The 15,523-nt window shown below is 71.0% G+C and carries 17 protein-coding genes; 13 read left to right on the forward strand and 4 right to left on the reverse strand.

What is annotated here, in order from left to right; translation table 11 throughout:
• Positions 1 to 98: 98 nt before the first annotated feature.
• Positions 99 to 2,066, reverse strand: coding sequence for a hybrid sensor histidine kinase/response regulator (locus tag KGD87_RS23965; protein WP_284662843.1), 1,968 nt, complete (start codon positions 2,064 to 2,066; stop codon positions 99 to 101).
• A gap of 587 nt (positions 2,067 to 2,653) precedes the next feature.
• Between KGD87_RS23965 and KGD87_RS23970 the strand changes: the two genes are divergently transcribed.
• The 4 genes from KGD87_RS23970 (at position 2,654) to KGD87_RS23985 (ending at position 6,087) form a co-directional block, all read left to right on the forward strand.
• Complete coding sequence (locus KGD87_RS23970) at positions 2,654 to 3,103, forward strand: Fur family transcriptional regulator (protein ID WP_176412337.1); 450 nt, start codon at positions 2,654 to 2,656, stop codon at positions 3,101 to 3,103.
• A 187-nt stretch (positions 3,104 to 3,290) separates the two neighbouring features.
• On the forward strand, positions 3,291 to 3,671 hold the full coding sequence (locus tag KGD87_RS23975; RefSeq protein ID WP_284662846.1) for a response regulator: 381 nt from the start codon (positions 3,291 to 3,293) through the stop codon (positions 3,669 to 3,671).
• A gap of 132 nt (positions 3,672 to 3,803) precedes the next feature.
• Positions 3,804 to 4,337: a hypothetical protein gene (locus KGD87_RS23980; protein ID WP_163781864.1), complete on the forward strand. Its 534-nt coding sequence runs from the start codon at positions 3,804 to 3,806 to the stop codon at positions 4,335 to 4,337.
• Complete coding sequence (locus KGD87_RS23985) at positions 4,294 to 6,087, forward strand: hypothetical protein (protein ID WP_350099635.1); 1,794 nt, start codon at positions 4,294 to 4,296, stop codon at positions 6,085 to 6,087. Before KGD87_RS23980 ends, KGD87_RS23985 begins: the two co-directional genes overlap by 44 nt.
• Positions 6,088 to 6,146: 59 nt before the next feature.
• Here KGD87_RS23985 and KGD87_RS23990 read toward each other — a convergent pair whose 3' ends face one another.
• Complete coding sequence (locus KGD87_RS23990; RefSeq protein ID WP_350102596.1) at positions 6,147 to 7,307, reverse strand: sensor histidine kinase; 1,161 nt, start codon at positions 7,305 to 7,307, stop codon at positions 6,147 to 6,149.
• Positions 7,308 to 7,660: 353 nt separating this feature from the next.
• Between KGD87_RS23990 and KGD87_RS23995 the strand changes: the two genes are divergently transcribed.
• Together KGD87_RS23995 and KGD87_RS24000 are read left to right on the forward strand one after the other, a co-directional pair.
• Positions 7,661 to 8,563 carry a metallophosphoesterase gene (locus KGD87_RS23995; protein ID WP_284662850.1) on the forward strand — a complete coding sequence of 301 codons (903 nt, stop codon included), beginning with the start codon at positions 7,661 to 7,663 and terminating at the stop codon, positions 8,561 to 8,563.
• A 29-nt stretch (positions 8,564 to 8,592) separates the two neighbouring features.
• Positions 8,593 to 8,769, forward strand: a complete 177-nt coding sequence (locus tag KGD87_RS24000) for a hypothetical protein (RefSeq protein WP_284662852.1) — start codon at positions 8,593 to 8,595, stop codon at positions 8,767 to 8,769.
• A gap of 3 nt (positions 8,770 to 8,772) precedes the next feature.
• Here the strand turns inward: KGD87_RS24000 and KGD87_RS24005 are convergent, their stop codons facing one another.
• A complete protein-coding gene (locus KGD87_RS24005; RefSeq protein WP_163781870.1) occupies positions 8,773 to 9,210 on the reverse strand; it encodes a DoxX family protein in 438 nt (145 codons plus the stop codon).
• 199 nt (positions 9,211 to 9,409) lie between these two features.
• Here KGD87_RS24005 and KGD87_RS24010 point away from each other — a divergent pair, with 199 nt between their 5' ends.
• Genes KGD87_RS24010 through KGD87_RS24030 form a run of 5 tightly spaced genes read left to right on the forward strand, consistent with a single transcriptional unit; the run spans position 9,410 to position 13,608 of the window.
• Positions 9,410 to 10,333, forward strand: coding sequence for a transporter (locus KGD87_RS24010; protein ID WP_284662854.1), 924 nt, complete (start codon positions 9,410 to 9,412; stop codon positions 10,331 to 10,333).
• A gap of 3 nt (positions 10,334 to 10,336) precedes the next feature.
• Positions 10,337 to 11,101: a hypothetical protein gene (locus KGD87_RS24015; protein ID WP_284662855.1), complete on the forward strand. Its 765-nt coding sequence runs from the start codon at positions 10,337 to 10,339 to the stop codon at positions 11,099 to 11,101.
• Positions 11,098 to 12,408, forward strand: coding sequence for an ATP-binding protein (locus KGD87_RS24020; protein WP_284662856.1), 1,311 nt, complete (start codon positions 11,098 to 11,100; stop codon positions 12,406 to 12,408). The genes KGD87_RS24015 and KGD87_RS24020 overlap by 4 nt, the downstream gene beginning before the upstream one ends.
• On the forward strand, positions 12,405 to 12,968 hold the full coding sequence (locus KGD87_RS24025) for a response regulator transcription factor (protein WP_284662857.1): 564 nt from the start codon (positions 12,405 to 12,407) through the stop codon (positions 12,966 to 12,968). The genes KGD87_RS24020 and KGD87_RS24025 overlap by 4 nt, the downstream gene beginning before the upstream one ends.
• 22 nt (positions 12,969 to 12,990) lie before the next feature.
• The gene (locus KGD87_RS24030) at positions 12,991 to 13,608 is read left to right on the forward strand and encodes an LURP-one-related family protein (RefSeq protein WP_284662859.1); all 618 of its coding nucleotides are present in this window, start codon (positions 12,991 to 12,993) and stop codon (positions 13,606 to 13,608) included.
• Positions 13,609 to 13,680: 72 nt separating this feature from the next.
• On the opposite strand, the gene KGD87_RS24035 is transcribed toward KGD87_RS24030, so the two are convergent.
• Entirely contained in the window at positions 13,681 to 14,526 is an 846-nt protein-coding gene (locus KGD87_RS24035) for a class I SAM-dependent methyltransferase (protein ID WP_284662861.1), read from the reverse strand.
• Between the two features lie 76 nt (positions 14,527 to 14,602).
• Between KGD87_RS24035 and KGD87_RS24040 the strand changes: the two genes are divergently transcribed.
• The gene (locus KGD87_RS24040) at positions 14,603 to 15,082 is read left to right on the forward strand and encodes a helix-turn-helix domain-containing protein (protein ID WP_284662862.1); all 480 of its coding nucleotides are present in this window, start codon (positions 14,603 to 14,605) and stop codon (positions 15,080 to 15,082) included.
• Positions 15,083 to 15,164: 82 nt separating this feature from the next.
• On the forward strand, positions 15,165 to 15,512 hold the full coding sequence (locus KGD87_RS24045) for an acetyltransferase domain-containing protein (protein ID WP_284662864.1): 348 nt from the start codon (positions 15,165 to 15,167) through the stop codon (positions 15,510 to 15,512).
• Positions 15,513 to 15,523 lie beyond the last annotated feature (11 nt).

Here is a 15,523-nt window from a genome sequence, read left to right on the forward strand (position 1 = left end):
TCAACCCTCCTGCGGTGCGGAAGCCGCCGGCCTGGACGCCCGCCCCCTCCCCTGCCTGGCCTGCCACCTGGGTAACGGCCGCGGTGAGGGACGCGCCGTCAGTCCCTCACCACGGGCGGCCGCTCGCGCGGCAGGCGGACGCGGAACGTGGCGCCCTCTCCGGGCGTGCTGTCCACGGACACGCCGCCCCCATGTGCCTCCACGATGCGGCGCAGCCGGTACAGGCCCAGGCCCAGCCCGCCGTAGTGCCGCACCGGCACGGCGCGCTCGAAGCGGCGGAAGAGGCTCTCCAGCCGCCCGGGCGCGATGCCGATGCCATGGTCCTTCACCATCAGCGTCGCCGCGTCCTGTCCGGACTCCAGCGCCACCTCCACCGGCTTGCCCGGCCCGAACTTCATCGCGTTGGACAACAGGTGCGTCATCACCTGGGACAGGCGCACCGCGTCCCACCGCCCCGGCGTGGGCTCCAGCGAGCTGAGCACCAGCAGGCAGCCCGCGCGCGCCGCCGCCTCCTCCGAACGGACCACCGCCTCGCGCACCACCAGCGCCAGGTCCACGTCCTCCAGGTGCAGCCGGGGCGCGCCGCCCTGGAGCTGCGACACGTCCAGCAGCGACTCCACCAGGTCCGCCAGGCGCTGCACCTGCCGGTCCGCCGACTCCAGCGCGCGCTCCAGCCGCCCAGGCCCGCCGCCCAGGCCCGCGCGCAGCACGCCCTGGGCGCCCTGCACGCGCAGCCGCAGCGCCGCCAGCGGGGTGCGCAGCTCGTGGGCCGCCACGCTGAGGAAGTCGTCGCGCGCGCGCACCGCCTCCTGCGTCTCGCGGTAGAGGCGCAGCTGCTCCGTCACGTCGCCAATGATGCCGGCCATCCGCACCGGGCGGCCCTGCGCGTCCCGCAGCGCCCGGCCGCGGCTCACGCACGAGCGCCAGGTGCCCGTGACGTGCCGCAGCCGCAGCGTCACGTCATAGGGCGTGCCCCGCTCCAGGTGCGCGGACAGCGCGGCCATGACGTCCGGCCGGTCGTCCGGGTGAATCAACTCCAGGAAGGCGGAGAACGTCCCGCCGAAGTCCCCTGGCCCCAGGCCCAGCATGTCCAGCAGCGGCGGGCTCCAGTAGAAGGACTGGCCGCGCAAGTCCCAATCCCAGATGCCGTCGTAGGAGCCGCTCACCACCAGCCGGTAGCGCGCCTCGCTCTCCCGGGCGGTGCGCTCGGCCTGCTCCAGCAGCCCCACCCGCCGCTCCAACTGCCGCACCATCCGGTACAGGTGGTCCTCGGTGCTCAGGTCCACGGGCGGAGACGTGTGGGGCGGCCCACCGGCGCGCAGCTCGCGCAGGAGCGCGCCCACCAGCTCGTCCCCCTCCTGCGTCCTGCGCACGAAGCGGTTGGCCCCCACGTTGTGGGCCATGCGCAGGTCCAGCTCGTCGGGCGCCACGGTGTGCGTGAGGATGACGGGCACCCGGGCCAACCGAGGGTCCTGCCGCAGCCCCAGGCACAGCTTGAAGCCGTCCATGCCCGGCATCAGCGCGTCCGCCAGCACCACGTCCGGCCCGCGGCGCCGCGCCAAATCCAACGCCGTGGCGCCGTCCGCCACCAGCGTCACGTCGAAGCGGAAGGGCGCCAGGTGCAGCTGCGCCAGCTTGCGGGAGACAGGGTCGTCGTCCGCCACCAGCACGTGTGGCCGCCGTGTCTCCGGCCCCCCGCCCGCCTCCGCCGGGAGGGCCTGCCGCGCCCCCTCCACCAGCGCCCCCAGCGACAGGGGCCGGCTCAGGTAGCGCTCCACCCGCAGCTCGAGCGGGCGCAGCGCCTCCCGCTCCGCGGGGAAGGCGCTGATTTGCAACAGGGCGCCCGCCAGCGCCAAGGCGCGCTGCAGTGACTCCAGGTGCGTCCCGTCCGATACCAGCAGGCCAGCGGCCGCCACCACCACCTGCACCGACTCCGCCTGCAGCAGCGCGAGCGCACCCGGCACATCCGCGGAGACCCAGACCCGCCAGCCCTGGCTCTCCAGGGCGAGCACCTGGAGTTCCCGGGAGGCACCGGGGTCATCGATGAGCAGGAGGGAGGGCGTCATCACGACGGGTCGAAGGCGGGCGGGCGGCCAGGGCGTTCAGGCACCCCGGATGAAGGAAAGAGTCGCAGTCTGGGCACCGAACGCACCGAGTCAAGCGCTCCGGCGGCAAGTGTTCTCCGGTGCAAACGACCGCCAGTCGGTCGCCGGCCCTGGGCCCTCCTTCCCGGAACGCACCTGCGTGACGGATGCATCCAGCGCGGCAGCGGTATCTCGTCAACAGTCGCATCCGGGCAGGCAGGGGCTCACCTGTGGCCAGCCCGCCACCCCGGAGGTCTTCCCCAGCGACATGCCGCGCGGCTCCCGGAAATCCAGCGCCCCCTCCCGCCCCCTCCGTCGGATGACGCCGGGCAGGTCAGCCACCAGGCACCGGGTGAGGGCCTGTGGACGCACGGCTCATCCACTCACGGAGGCAACAGCGATTCTTCTGCATCCAGATTGCATTGGAAGCAGCTACAACCGTCTACTGGAAGCACGCGCGGGGAGTCGGGGGAGACCCGCTGAGAGGTGTCACGCGGAGCGTGAAGACTCAACGCTCCAGGTCTCAGCAGGGTGAAAGTGACCGTCAAATCGGGTATCGAAAGGGCATCATGGGAGCAAAGCGAAGTGCCGTGCAGCCGAAGCTCACTGAGTTCCAGGACCGGATTCGTTCCGCGGGCCTGCGCAGCACCGCGCCCCGCGTGGCGGTGTTGCGGGAGCTGGAGGACGCCACGTCCCCGATGAGCCACGCCGACCTGGTGGACGCGCTGGGTGACGAGGGCTACGACCGGGTGACCATCTACCGCAACCTGACGGACCTCACCGAGGCCGGGCTCGTGGTGCGGGCGGACCTGGGCGACCACGTCTGGCGCTTCGAGCTGAAGCGCGCGGGCGAGGAGCACAACGGCAGCCACCCGCACTTCACCTGCACCGACTGCGGCACCGTGGCCTGCCTCCCGGAGGAGTCGGTCCGCATCGCGTCCTCCAAGGGCGTCCCCCGCGCGGTGTCCCAGCGCTCGGTGGAAGTGCAGCTTCGCGGTCTCTGCGACGGCTGCAACTGAGTGACGGGGCCACCGCGGCCCCAGGCGCGCGCACCGGGAAGATGCGTCGGAGAGCGGCCTGGCATGCGTCGGGGGTTGAGCATTTGCCCGCCCCCGGGCTTGCCATGCGCTTCCGCCTTCAGGGGAGCGGACACATCCTGGGGACGGCGTCGCGGGGAAGACTGCCCCGCCTTCGCCGGAGGCTTCGGTGCAACCCCTTCAGACACTGCTGGTCGTCGACGACGACCTCGACATCCGTGACGCGCTCCAGGACGTCTTCGAGCTGGAAGGCTACGCCGTCCTGCTCGCGGCGGATGGCCTGGAGGCGCTGACCCAGCTCCGCCAGGTCGAATCCATGCCGGACCTCATCCTGCTCGACCTGATGATGCCCCGCATGGACGGCTTCGCCTTCCGCGAGGCGCTGCGTCACGACACGAGCTTCAACCGCATCCCCGTCCTCGTGGCCAGCGCGGACCTGGACGTGAGGGGCGCGGCGGAGGGCCTGGGCGTCGCCGGCTGGCTGCGCAAGCCGCTGGACCTGCGCGAGCTGCTCACCGCGGTGAAGCGGCTCAGTCAGCTGCCCAACTGAGCGCGAGCGCCCGCCCGGCTGCCCTGCGGCCAGGGGCGCCCAGGGGCATCCGGCCTGGATTGGCGAGAGCAGGAAGCGGCCCCACCCTTGCTTCCAGCAGCCGGTCCAACCGAACTGAACTCAGGGAGAGGGATGATGAAGAAGCTCATCGCCGCAGTCGCATTGTGCGTGGGAAGCGCCGCGTTCGCGCAGCAGCAGCCGTCGCGGACGCAGGTGCCCCGTCCTGGTACGGAGAAGAGCACCGGCGTGGACGCCACGGAAGTGGGGCCCGCCATCGGCGAGGCCGCCAAGGACGTGACGGGCGTCCAGACGGAGGATGAAGGCACCTTCAAGATGGACAAGGCCATGAGCCTGCGAGGCACCCTCAAGGATGCCACCGCGGACGGCGTGAGCCTGTCCCGCCCGGGCCTGCCTGACGCGGACCTGGACGTGCGCGACAAGACGAAGCTGATGCTGGACGGCAAGAAGGTCGCCAAGACGGATGAGATTCCGGAAGGCGCCTCGGTGCGCGCGAAGTTCCAGCTGGAGGGCCAGGAGGTCGTGGCGCTGGAGCTGCGCGCCACCAGCCCCAAGGGTGCCAAGAAGAAGCAGCCGGGCACCGGCGGCGCGGGCACGCAGCCGCATGAGTCCGTCGACAAGGAGCTCGACGGCACGCCGACGCGGTAGTCCTGGCGACACGCGCATCGTGCCTCGGAACGGGCCCGCTTCCACACCGGAGGCGGGCCCGTTTGTTTTTCGTCACCGCGAGGCCCTCTTCTTCTCCAGACAGGGAAGTGTTTTGCCCATGCAGGCCCTGTTTCCCAGGCGGCCAGGCGTCCAAAGCCCGGTATGCGAATTGCTGTGCGTCCCGAGGAAGGAGGAATCGGTGAATCGACGACTGTGGGGCGGATGTCTCGGGGCGGTGGTGATGACGGCGTGGGCATGCGGTGGCTCGAACGAGCCCACGTCTCCCACGACGGACAACGATATCGACAACATTCCACCGGTGACGCGGCCAGAGCCCGACGCCGGCACGCAGCCGGACGCGGGCACGCAGCCGGACGCGGGCACGGAGCCCGACGCGGGCACGGAGCCCGACGGGGGCTCGGAGCCGGAGCCCGACGCGGGCAGCGGCCCTGTTGAAGGACCGTGGCCGACGGACGCGGTGACGAACTACTCGTCCCGCTACAACATCTCCCGGGCGCAGGCGGTGGGCGTGGACGCCGCGCACAACATCTGGCTGCTGGATGGGGACCGGATTGGCGTGCTGCGCGCGGACACGCAGCAGGTCGTCTGGACGCGCTCGCCCATTGGCCAGGCCCAGGGCGGCTTCGGTCCGGACCGGGCGGCCACCGGCTCCACCGTCATCTGCGGTGGCGGCGCGGGCCGCGCCTACGTGGGCTACGCCACGACCGACCTGCGCACGGACCCGGAGTTCCCGGGCCTGCAGCCCAACTACATCGTCAGCCCCAACGAGTGCTACCAGCCGGACCCGGCGCAGCCGTGCTTCCCGTACAGCCACCGCCGGCTCCAGTACTACAGGCAGGGTGACGTGGACGTGGTGCGCCTGGACGGCAGCGGGGAGATTGTCCTCGAGGAGCACCTGCACCAGTCGGTGCGCAACACGACGGACGCGAACGGCAATCCCCACGTGCAGACGGGCCCGCGCCGGCTGGATGACGTGCACAACCTGGGCATCCGCAACAGCAACGACCATCACTTCGACGAGGACCGCAGCATCCTGAGCTGCGTGACGGTGATGCACGGCCGAGACAAGGGCGACGTCTACGTGGGCTCCAACCACGGCGTCACCCGCATCCGCGGCCTGGAGTACAGCTCCCACCGCCACCCGGTGTGGCTCAACGAGAATGGCAGCCAGATGGCGGGCTACACCTACGGGCTGGGCATCGCGCAGGACGGGGACGTCCTCATCGCCAACGAATGGATGTTCGGCATCGTCACGCCGACGCCCCACCATGGCGACTGGGACAACATGGACAAGCGCGTCAACCTGATGAAAGTGGAGTCCTCCTACCTGCCCCAGCTCAACAGCATGAGCGAGTTCGACAGCTGGCGCGGCTTCCAGCAGACGACGGACGGCCGCTACTACCTGGGCAGCAAGGACCACGGCCTTTGGGAGATGACGATTACGTGGGCCTCCAATCAGGCCCAGACGGGCACCCGGCTGACCGGCGCCAACGAGGAGCAGCGCGCCGCGCTCCAGAACATCAACGCGCTGGCGGCCACGGGTGACGGCTCGCTCTACATCGGCACGGCCCGTTCGGGCCTGTGGCGCCTCACGCCGCTGAAGACGCTGGAGAAGGTGGCGGGCGTGAGCGGCTCCCGGGTGCGGCAGCTCATCCACGACCCGCGGGTGACGCCAGCGGCGCTGTACGTCCTCACCGACAGCGGCCTGACGGTCCTCCGCGGCAACTGAAGCACGGGGAAGTCCCCGGGGTGCCCTGCACAGGCGCCCCGGGGTTTCGCGTCATGAGTCTACCGCGCGCCCGCGGCGGCCTTCGTGGGCACCGGGGGCCGCGTGGGCAGGCGGAGGATGAACGTGGAGCCTTTTCCCTGCGCGGAGCGCACGGTGATGCTGCCGCCCATGGCCTCCACGATTTGACGGGTGATGAAGAGGCCCAGGCCCAGGCCGCCGTAGTGCCGCTCCGACACCGCGCGCTCGAACTTGCCGAACAGGCGCGCCATGCCGTCCTCGGAGATGCCGATGCCCTGGTCCTTCACGGCGAGCACCGCCGTGAGGCCCTCGCTCGCCAGCGACACCTCCACCGGCTGGCCTCCGCCGTACTTCACGGCGTTGGAGAGCAGGTTCACCAGCACCTGCTCCAGGCGCAGCGAATCCCATTCCCCCAGCAGCGGCCCGTCCACGTGCAGCGACAGCGTGCTGCCGGCGCGGTTGAACTCCTCGGAGAAGGCCTCCGCCATCTGCCGCACCAGCTGCGCCAGGTCCAGCTCCCGGGGCTCCAGCGACAAGCGGCCCGCGGCCAGCCGAGACACGTCCAGCAGCGTGTTCACCAGCCCCACCAGCCGCGACAACTGACGGTCCAGCACGCGGGCCCTGGGCGCCAGCTCCGGGGGCGGCTCCTGGTTCGAGCCTCCCACCTGGCGCAGCAGCAACTGCAGGTGCAGGCGCAGACTGGTGAGGGGCGTGCGCAGCTCGTGGGCCGCCACGCTGAGGAACTCATCCCGGGCGCGCACGGCCTCCTGCGTCTCGCGAAGGGCCTGCTCGCGCACCGAGCGCTCCCGGGCCGCGCCCGCGTCGCGCTGGGCCTCCACGCGGCGACGCTCCGTCATGTCCTCCACGTAGATGCACGCGGCGACGATGTCGCCTTCACGGCGCACCGGGTGGTAGCTGGCGCGGTAGACGCGGGTGCGCTCGCCATGGGCGTCCGACTCGCGGTGGATGATTTCCACGCCCTCCAGCGCCACGCCTGTCTCCAGCACGCGGCGGACGCGGCGCACCACGTCGGCCGCGGAGGGGTCGGCGCGCAGCACCTCCACCATGGACCGGCCCAGGTGGGCCTCGCGCGACACGCCGTGCATGGCGGCCATCGCGTCGCTCACCTCGACGAAGCGCAGCTCGCGGTCGATGATGGCCATGCCCAGCGGCACCGTGGACATGAGCTCGGCCAGCTCCACCGGCCGCGAACCGCCGCCGGGAGGGGGCGCGGCGCTTCCTCCACCTGCTGGTGCTGTCACGTCCGGCCCCGTGTCCTGGGCGGACCCGAGCCTGGGGGTCATCGCCTCCCCGGGTGTAGCAATCCCAACGGCTACCGTCACGGCACGCCCCCCGGACGTCTGTCCCATGGTGGAAGAATGCCTGAGGACGCTTCGGAATCTTCCTGAAATCGCGCGGGTTTTCCCTGCACCCCGAGCGCCGGCCGCTGGCTGGGCAGGCGTGCGAGAGACACCTGCTTCAACCCACCCCACCTGGCTCTCTAGAATCAAACGAGCCCTCCCGCCGTCCCTGGCACGGAAAGGAACCGAACCGCATGCGCCTGAGACGTCTCGCCCGTCGTGCCGCGCCCCTGGCAGCTCCGGCCAACAGCCTCCGGCGGGGCGTGCAGGAGGACGAGCGCAATGCGCTGGTCGCGCGCAGCGGCGCCGACCCCTTCCGCACGGAGCGGCGCCTGCGCCTGCGGGACCACTTCTCCCTCTCGGAGAACGTGCTGATGCTCCAGCACATGCACGCCGAGCATGACGGCCTGCGCATCGCGCAGCTGTCGGACGTGCACGTGGGGCTGGCCACCTCGGCGCTGCGCATCCGCCGGGCGGTGGAGGCAGTCAACGCGGAGAAGCCGGACCTGGTGTTCCTCACCGGCGACTACGTCACGCACAGCCCCAAGCCACTGCCGCGTGTGCGCGAGCTGCTGGCCGGCCTCGAGGGGCTCGTCTACGTGGTGATGGGGAACCATGACCACTGGGTGAACGCGCCGTACCTGCGCGAGTCCTTCGAGCGGATGGGTTACACGGTGCTGCAGAACGAGCACCGGCAGGTGCAGGTGAAGGGCGCGCCGGTGACGGTGCTGGGCATCGACGACGGGCTCACGGGCCGGGACGACGTGGCGGCCACCTTCCGGGGTGCGCCGGTGTCGGGCACGCGGCTGGTGCTGGCGCACACGCCGCCCACGGCGGACAAGCTGCCGGCGCACGCGGGGCTGGTGCAGTTCTCCGGGCACACGCACGGCGGCCAGTTCGTGGTGCGCGGCCTGACGGAGGCCATCTTCCGCCGCGCGGGCCAGCCGTACATCCGCGGCCACTACCACGTGAATGGCAACCAGTTGTACGTGAACCGGGGCCTGGGCTTCGGCTTCGGAGGCCCCTACCTGCGCCGAGGCAGCGAACCGGAGGTGGCCTTCTTCACGCTGCGCCAGGCCGCCGTCAGCGCGGGGTGACATGCCCCCGTACGGCCGGAGCGGGTAGCATGCGCAAACCCCTGCTCCGGTGTGCCGTGCTCCTGCTCACGTCGGGCAGCAGCAACCACGCCCTCGTGCACGTCCCCTGCGACAAGCTGAAGCGGAACCTGCCCGAGGCCTCGACCTTCATCACCTGGGTCCCCGACAGCGCGGAGGCCCCGGCCGTCAGCGCCCCCACGCCCTGAGCCTCAAGGTCGCAGCGGAACGCCCAGCCGTCCGCTGCCCAGCCCCTCCGCCTTCTTGCGCCGCAGGCTGAAGGGCCCGGACCCGAAGTAGACGATGAACAGCGCGCCGCCCGCCATGGAGAGGTTCTTCATGAAGTGGATGAGCTGGTTCTGCGCCTGCACCGGGTCCGTCACCAGCCAGAACCGGTGGACCATGAAGGCGGCGGACAGCAGGAAGATGGCGATGGCCGCCGCGCCCAGTCGAGCGAACACGCCCAGCAGCACGGACAAGCCGCCCACCACCAGCGCCACGCCGGACCCCAGCACCGCCAGGCGCGGCTCCGGCACCCCGGACGCCTGGGCCACGCCCGTCAACGCCTCCAACTGGAAGAAGTGGTTCAGGCCGCTGGTGATGAAGATGGCCGAGAAGAGCAGCCGTCCAATCGGCGCTAGCACGCCCATGAATCCTCCCTGTGGTCCCTCCTCCCAGCCCCACAACGCTGGCAGGACGTCGTCATTCTCAACGTGGGCATCGATTCCTGCGTGACACCAGCCGCTCGCCTGCCTGCTCGCCCTTCACCGCGGGCCCTTCCAGGCCATGGCACGCTGCGACAACACGCCACACGCGAGCCTCCGGAGCAGCACGTATGGTGCCCGGGCCGTGAAGAACGCTTTGACTGTCACCCTCCTGCTGTCCAGCGCCCTGCTGCTCGCCCCCACCTCGAGCGCCTGGGCCTGCGCCACCTGCGCCTGTGGCGACCCCACGCTCATGTCCATGGGCACCGAGCAGCCTTTCTCCGGTCGCCTGCGCGTGTCCTCCACCGTCCGGGGCTGGGGCCACACGGTGGGCACGGAGGGGGTGGACGCCCTGCGCCTGCGCGAGGCGCGCATGGACCTGGCGGTGGCCTACGCGCCGCTCCCCTGGCTGTTCCTCTCCGCCACCCTGCCCCTGCAGGCCCGCGAGGTGCGACACGTCAGCCTCGCCCGGGACCGCGGCTGGGGCCTTGGCGACGTGGAGGTCGCCGCGAAGGTGTTCCTCTTCCAGGACAAGGCCTTCTCCGCGGACCACCTGTTCAGCGTGCTGGGCGGCGTGAAGCTCCCCACCGCGCCCGTGCTGCGCGGGCCGGACGGCGCCCAGCTCGCCTTGGACAGTCAGCTGGGCAGCGGCTCGGTGGACCCACTGGCCGGCTTCGCCTATCAGCATTTCCGCGGCAGCTGGTCCTTCCTGGCCAGCGCCACGGGCTTCCTCCCCACGCGCGGCATCCAGGGCTTCCGCGCGGGTGCCTCCTTGCGCACCACGCTCGCCGCGCAATACCAGCCGTCGGCCCGCTGGGCGCTCCGCCTGGGCTTCGACAGCCGCCTGGAAGCGCCGGCCGACACGGAAGCCGAGCACCAGGGCCACACGGACAGCGACCGCCATGAGCACACGGGCGGCTTCATCGGCTACGCGTCTCCCGACGTCATCTTCAGCCCGGGCATGGATGTCGTCGTCGCGGCGGGCGTCCGCGTGCCCTTCATCAACCAACTGCGTGGCCGCGTCGCTCCCACGCCCATCGCGATGTTGTCCGTCGCCTACGACCTCTGAACCATGCGCTCCTTCCTCAAGCCCGTCGCCATGGGCGCCGCCCTCCTGTCCGTCACCGGTTGCGGCGGCACCAACGTCCAGGACGGCATGACGCTCGACCTGGCGCTCATCACCGCCCGTGCGCGGCCCATCTCGGGCGCGGCCGGCGCGCGCGAGTTCATGAACGACCAGGGCACCCACGCCGTCTTCACCAGCGGCTTCGTCACGCTGGGCAGCGTGGAGCTGCTCCCGTGCGCGGAGGTCGGCTGGAAGCGCCTGCTGCGCCAGCTCTCACCGGTGGGCACGGCGTGGGCCCACCACACCGCCACCAACCCCATGCGGATGGACGTCCCGCGGGTGGTGAGCCTGGGCAGCGCGGATGGAACGGTCATTCCGCTGGGCACGCTGCGCCCGGCGCCGGGCCGCTACTGCCACGCGCGCCTCCACTTCGAGCCCGCGGGCAGCGACGCGCAGGGCCTGGCCGCCGCCGCCCAGGGCGACGCGCCGGTGGACATGGTGGGCCGCAGCCTGCACCTGCGCGGCACCCTGCGCACCGGACAGGACGGCGAGCCCCAGCCCTTCGAGGTGAGCTTCCAGACGCGCGCGTCGGTGGACGTGTTGCTGGAGTGGGTGACGCTGTCGGAAGCCGAGCCCCACACCCAGCTCGTCTTTGCGCTCTCGTGGGATACGTGGCTGGATGGCGTCAGCGCCGAGCAGCCGCCCGCCAACGTGGACCTGGTGGCCAACGTGGCCCGCTCGGTGGTGCCCCCCTCCTCCGCCGCACCATGACGCCTCCGCCCCAAGCCGCCCCGCCGCTCCCAGAGCCCGACTCCCGGGCCCGCATCAACCTGGAGTGGCTGCTGCGCTTGCGATGGGGCTTGCTGCTGGGCCAGACGCTCGTCATCGGCGTGGCGGCCTTCGGGCTGGAGCTGGCGCTGCCGGTGCCGGTGCTGTTCGCGCTGCTGGGCCTGGAGGCGCTGACCAACGTGTCGGCGCGGGCGTGGCTGGCGCGCGGCCTCCGGGTGACGGAGGGCTCCCTTGGCAAGCTGATGCTGTGGGACACGCTGGTGCTCACCGGCCTGCTGGCCCTCAGCGGCGGCACGCACAACCCCTTCACCACGCTCTACCTGGTGAACGTCGCGCTGGGCACCGTGCTGCTGCCCTCGCGGTGGATGTGGGGGCTGCTCGGCTTCACGCTGACGGCCTTCGGCTCGCTCTTCGTGTTGCAGGACGTGGAGCTGCCAGCGGGACTGTCGCGGCCGGACCACGCGGAGCTGATGCGGCTGCACCTCAACGGCATGTGGGTGGCCTTCGCGGTGGCCGCGGGCTTCATCGTCTACTTCGTCCAGCGCGTCACGCGGGCGCTCGGGGCGAGGGAGCAGGAGCTGGCGCAGGCGCGCGCGCTGCACGCGCGGCGGGAGAAGGTGGCCTCGCTGGCGACGCTGGCCGCGGGCGCCGCGCACGAGCTGTCCACGCCGCTGTCCACCATCGCCGTGGTGGCCAAGGAGGTGGAGCGCGCGCTGGCCACCGCGGGCACCTCCGAGTCCGTGCGCGAGGACCTGCGCCTCATCCGCCAGCAGGTGGACCGCTGCCGTGACGTGCTGGTGCAGATGTCCGCGGACGCCGGGCAGACGACGGGCGAGCCCTTCCACCCCGTGCCCCTGGCCCGGCTGGTGGAGGACATGCTGGCGGAGCTCCCCGGCGCGGAGCGGGTGACGGTCCAACTGCCCGCCGAGGCCCGCGAGTGGCGCGTCCACGGCCCGCCCCGGGCGCTGGCCCGGGTGCTGCGGGGGCTGGTGAAGAACGCGCTCCAGGCCTCCCAGGTGTCACGTCCCGTGGAGCTGCGCGTGCGAGCGCGCGGCGAAGGCGCCTTGCTGGAGGTGCGCGACGCGGGCACGGGGATGGCGGCGGACGTGTTGTCCCGGGCGGGCGAGCCCTTCTTCACCACCAAGCCACCGGGCGAAGGCATGGGCCTGGGGCTCTTCCTGGCGCGCACGCTGGTGGAGCAGCTGGGCGGCTCGCTGGAGCTGCGCTCGACGCCGGGCCAGGGCACCACGGCGAGCCTCGCGCTGCCGGTGACGGAGGGCGCGCCATGAGCGTCGATGGCGCGGGCACGGAGCAGCGCCCCAGCCTGCTGCTGGTGGATGACGACTCCACCCTGCGCGAGCGGCTGGCGCGCGCCTTCCGCGAGCGCGGCTGGGACGTCACCACCGCGGGGGACTACGACGAGGCCCTGGCCGCCGCGCGCCGCGAGTCGCCCGAGTACGCGGTGGTGGACCTGCGCATGCCGGGCCGCGGCGGCCTGGAGGTGGTGAGGGACCTGCTCGCGGTGGATGCCTCCACGCGCGTCATCGTCCTCACGGGCTACGGGAGCATCGCCACCACGGTGGATGCCATCCGGCTGGGCGCGGTGAACTACCTGCCGAAGCCCGCGGACGCGGACGATTTGCTCGCGGCCTTCGCGCGCGCGTCCGGCGAGCCCTCCGTCGCGGCGGCGGAGCGCTTCGAGGCCCCGTCCCTGGCGCGTGCTGAGTGGGAGCACATCAACCGCGTGCTGGCGGATTGCGGCGGCAACATCTCCGAGGCGGCTCGCAAGCTGGGCATCCACCGGCGCTCGCTCCAGCGGAAGCTGCAGAAGTACCCGCCTTCCCGCTAGCACCTTTGCTATGGGTGACGGAATGTCGACCGCACTCCAGACCCGCCCTCCCAGCCACCTGGCCCCCGGCCGCTTCGGCCAGACGCGCTACATGATTCGCCGCAAGTTCTTCAAGCTGTTCGGCGACGCGTTCCACATCTACGACGAGGCGGGGAACCTCGCCTTCTACTCGAAGCTGAAGGCCTTCAAGCTGAAGGAGGACATCCGCATCTACGGCGACGAGGAGCTGCGCGAGGAGCTGCTCACCATCAAGGCGCGCGGCATCCTCGACTTCGGCATGACGTACGACGTGACGGACACCGCCACGGGCGAGCGCATGGGCGCGCTGCGCCGCAAGGGCCTGCGCTCCCTCCTCCGCGACCAGTGGCTGGTGCTGGACGCGAATGACCAGGAGGTGGGGAAGATTGAAGAGGACAGCATGATGATGGCGCTGGTGCGCCGCTTCCTGACCGCGCTGATTCCCCAGTCCTTCACCGGGACGCTGGGCGACACCCAGGTGTTCGCCTTCCACCAGCGCTTCAACCCGTTCATCCAGAAGATTGATTTGGACTTCTCCATGGACACCGACCGCAAGCTGGACCGGCGGCTCGGCATCGCGGCGGCGGTGCTCATGTGCGCCATCGAAGGCCGGCAGCAGTAGTCGCCGAGCCTCCTCCCAGCCGGGCGACGGCGGCCTTCAGGGCGCCGCCCGTCGCGTCACGCCGAGCAAGCCTCAGGGAGCGCGAGCTTCGACCCGCCAGCAAGCGGCGGTGAACCGCACCTCGTCGCCGTGCACATAGGGGTTGAAGGCGGCGCGGACGGTTTCAATGACGTGAGTCCGGGTCCTCTCGTCGGCTTCGTGAAGGACGCGGCCGAGGGGCCCCAGCCGGGTCACGTACTGGACCAACCCCCGCTCGGGCAGGGTACAGGTGGCATCAATGGGGTGGATGTCGATGTCCGCCCAGCCGCTCTGCTCAAGGATGCGATGGACGCGGCCCTGGTCCGCGAAGGCGAACTGCCCCGGCGCGTCCGGCTGACGTGTGGGGAGGTTTGGCACGAGGGGCGCCGCGGCCCGCTCGGCGGTCGTCATGAACGGGTTCTCCAAGGGGCTTCTCCAGGCGATGACGCACAGCCTGGCGCTCTGCTTCGCGGCACGCCGCAGGTTCGCGAAGGCCTGGACGGCATCGTCGAAGAACATCACGCCGAAGCGTGAAACCACCATGTCGAAGCGCGCTGGCTCGACGGTTTGATGCTCCGCGTTGGCTTCGATGAAGCTGGCGGCCACCTGCTCCGCTTCAGCCCGGGCCCGCGCCGCCGCGAGCATGGGCGCGGAGATGTCGATGCCGACGCAGTGCCCCTGGACGCCGAGCCGCCGCGCGACAGCGAGCGTCGTGCCGCCCGTCCCGCAACCCACGTCGAGCACCTGACGCGCGCCGTGGGCTTGGACGGCTTCGACGAGCAGGTCCTCGAACGGCTTGAACATCCCTTCGAGCAGGTCCCGGCTATCGACCCAGGCCTGTCCCGCGGGGCCATTCCAAAGCGCTGCCTGCCCCTCCGGGGGCTGGTGACCAGATGCCATCGCGCGTCTCCCTTCACATGCCTTCAAGAAGTGAAGGCCGTACAGTGCCAGTTCAAGTCGACTTGAGGTCAACAGGGTGAGAGACCTGGACATCACCGAGGTAGCCCGGCGCACGGGCGTTCCTGCCTCGACGCTGCGTTTCTATGAGGCGAAGGGCCTGCTCTGCTCGACGGGCAGGCGAGGCCTTCGCCGCCTGTTCAATCCCGACGTGCTGGAGCGGCTCGCACTCATCGCCCTGGGACGCGAAGCCGGCTTCTCACTGGATGAGCTGGTTCAAATGTTCGCGCCGGACGGACAACTGCGCATTGACCGGGAGCTGCTGACCGCGAAGGCGGAGGAACTCGACAGCACCATCCGGCGGCTGAGCGCCATGCGCGACGGCTTGCGGCACGCGGCGAACTGTCCCGCGCCGAGCCACCTGGCATGTCCCAGGTTTCGCCAGCTCCTGAAGGTTGCCGCTGCCTCCAGACAAAGGCGGGCGCACGAGTCGCGCGGGAGCGAAGGCGGGCGCACGCGCCACCGGAAGCAAGCCCCAGCACGGCCAGCGCACGAATAGGCGGCGCCAGCCGTGAGTTCGCGGGCTGGGGGACTCGCGAGCGGCCTCCAGGTTCCCGTTCAAGCGCGGCCTCTTCCTGCTCGTGCTGGGGCTGACTGTCATCAACTTCGCCTGGACCTTCACGCCCCTGCCCCGGACCTATTACTTCCAGGTCATCGGCGCGATTGGCCTGTCGATGATGGTGCTGTCCGCCCTGCTCTACCTGCCACGACCCGCGCGGCTCGCCTTCGCGCTGCTCGTGATTTTCGGCCACGACCTGCTCGACCCGATTCCCTTCGGAGCAGGCCAGCCGGGACAGGCCCTGTGGGCGCTGCTGCATGACGGGGGCTGGCAGCCCGTCACCTCCCGCCCTTCGAGCAGCAACCGCATCCGCATCACCGAGGCGTTGGCCAGCACCCGGCTGTCCTCCACCACCGAGAACGTGCGGTAGTCGTCGTTCCA

This window comes from Myxococcus sp. SDU36 (genome assembly GCF_030168875.1).
In the GTDB taxonomy this organism is placed as follows: domain Bacteria; phylum Myxococcota; class Myxococcia; order Myxococcales; family Myxococcaceae; genus Myxococcus; species Myxococcus vastator.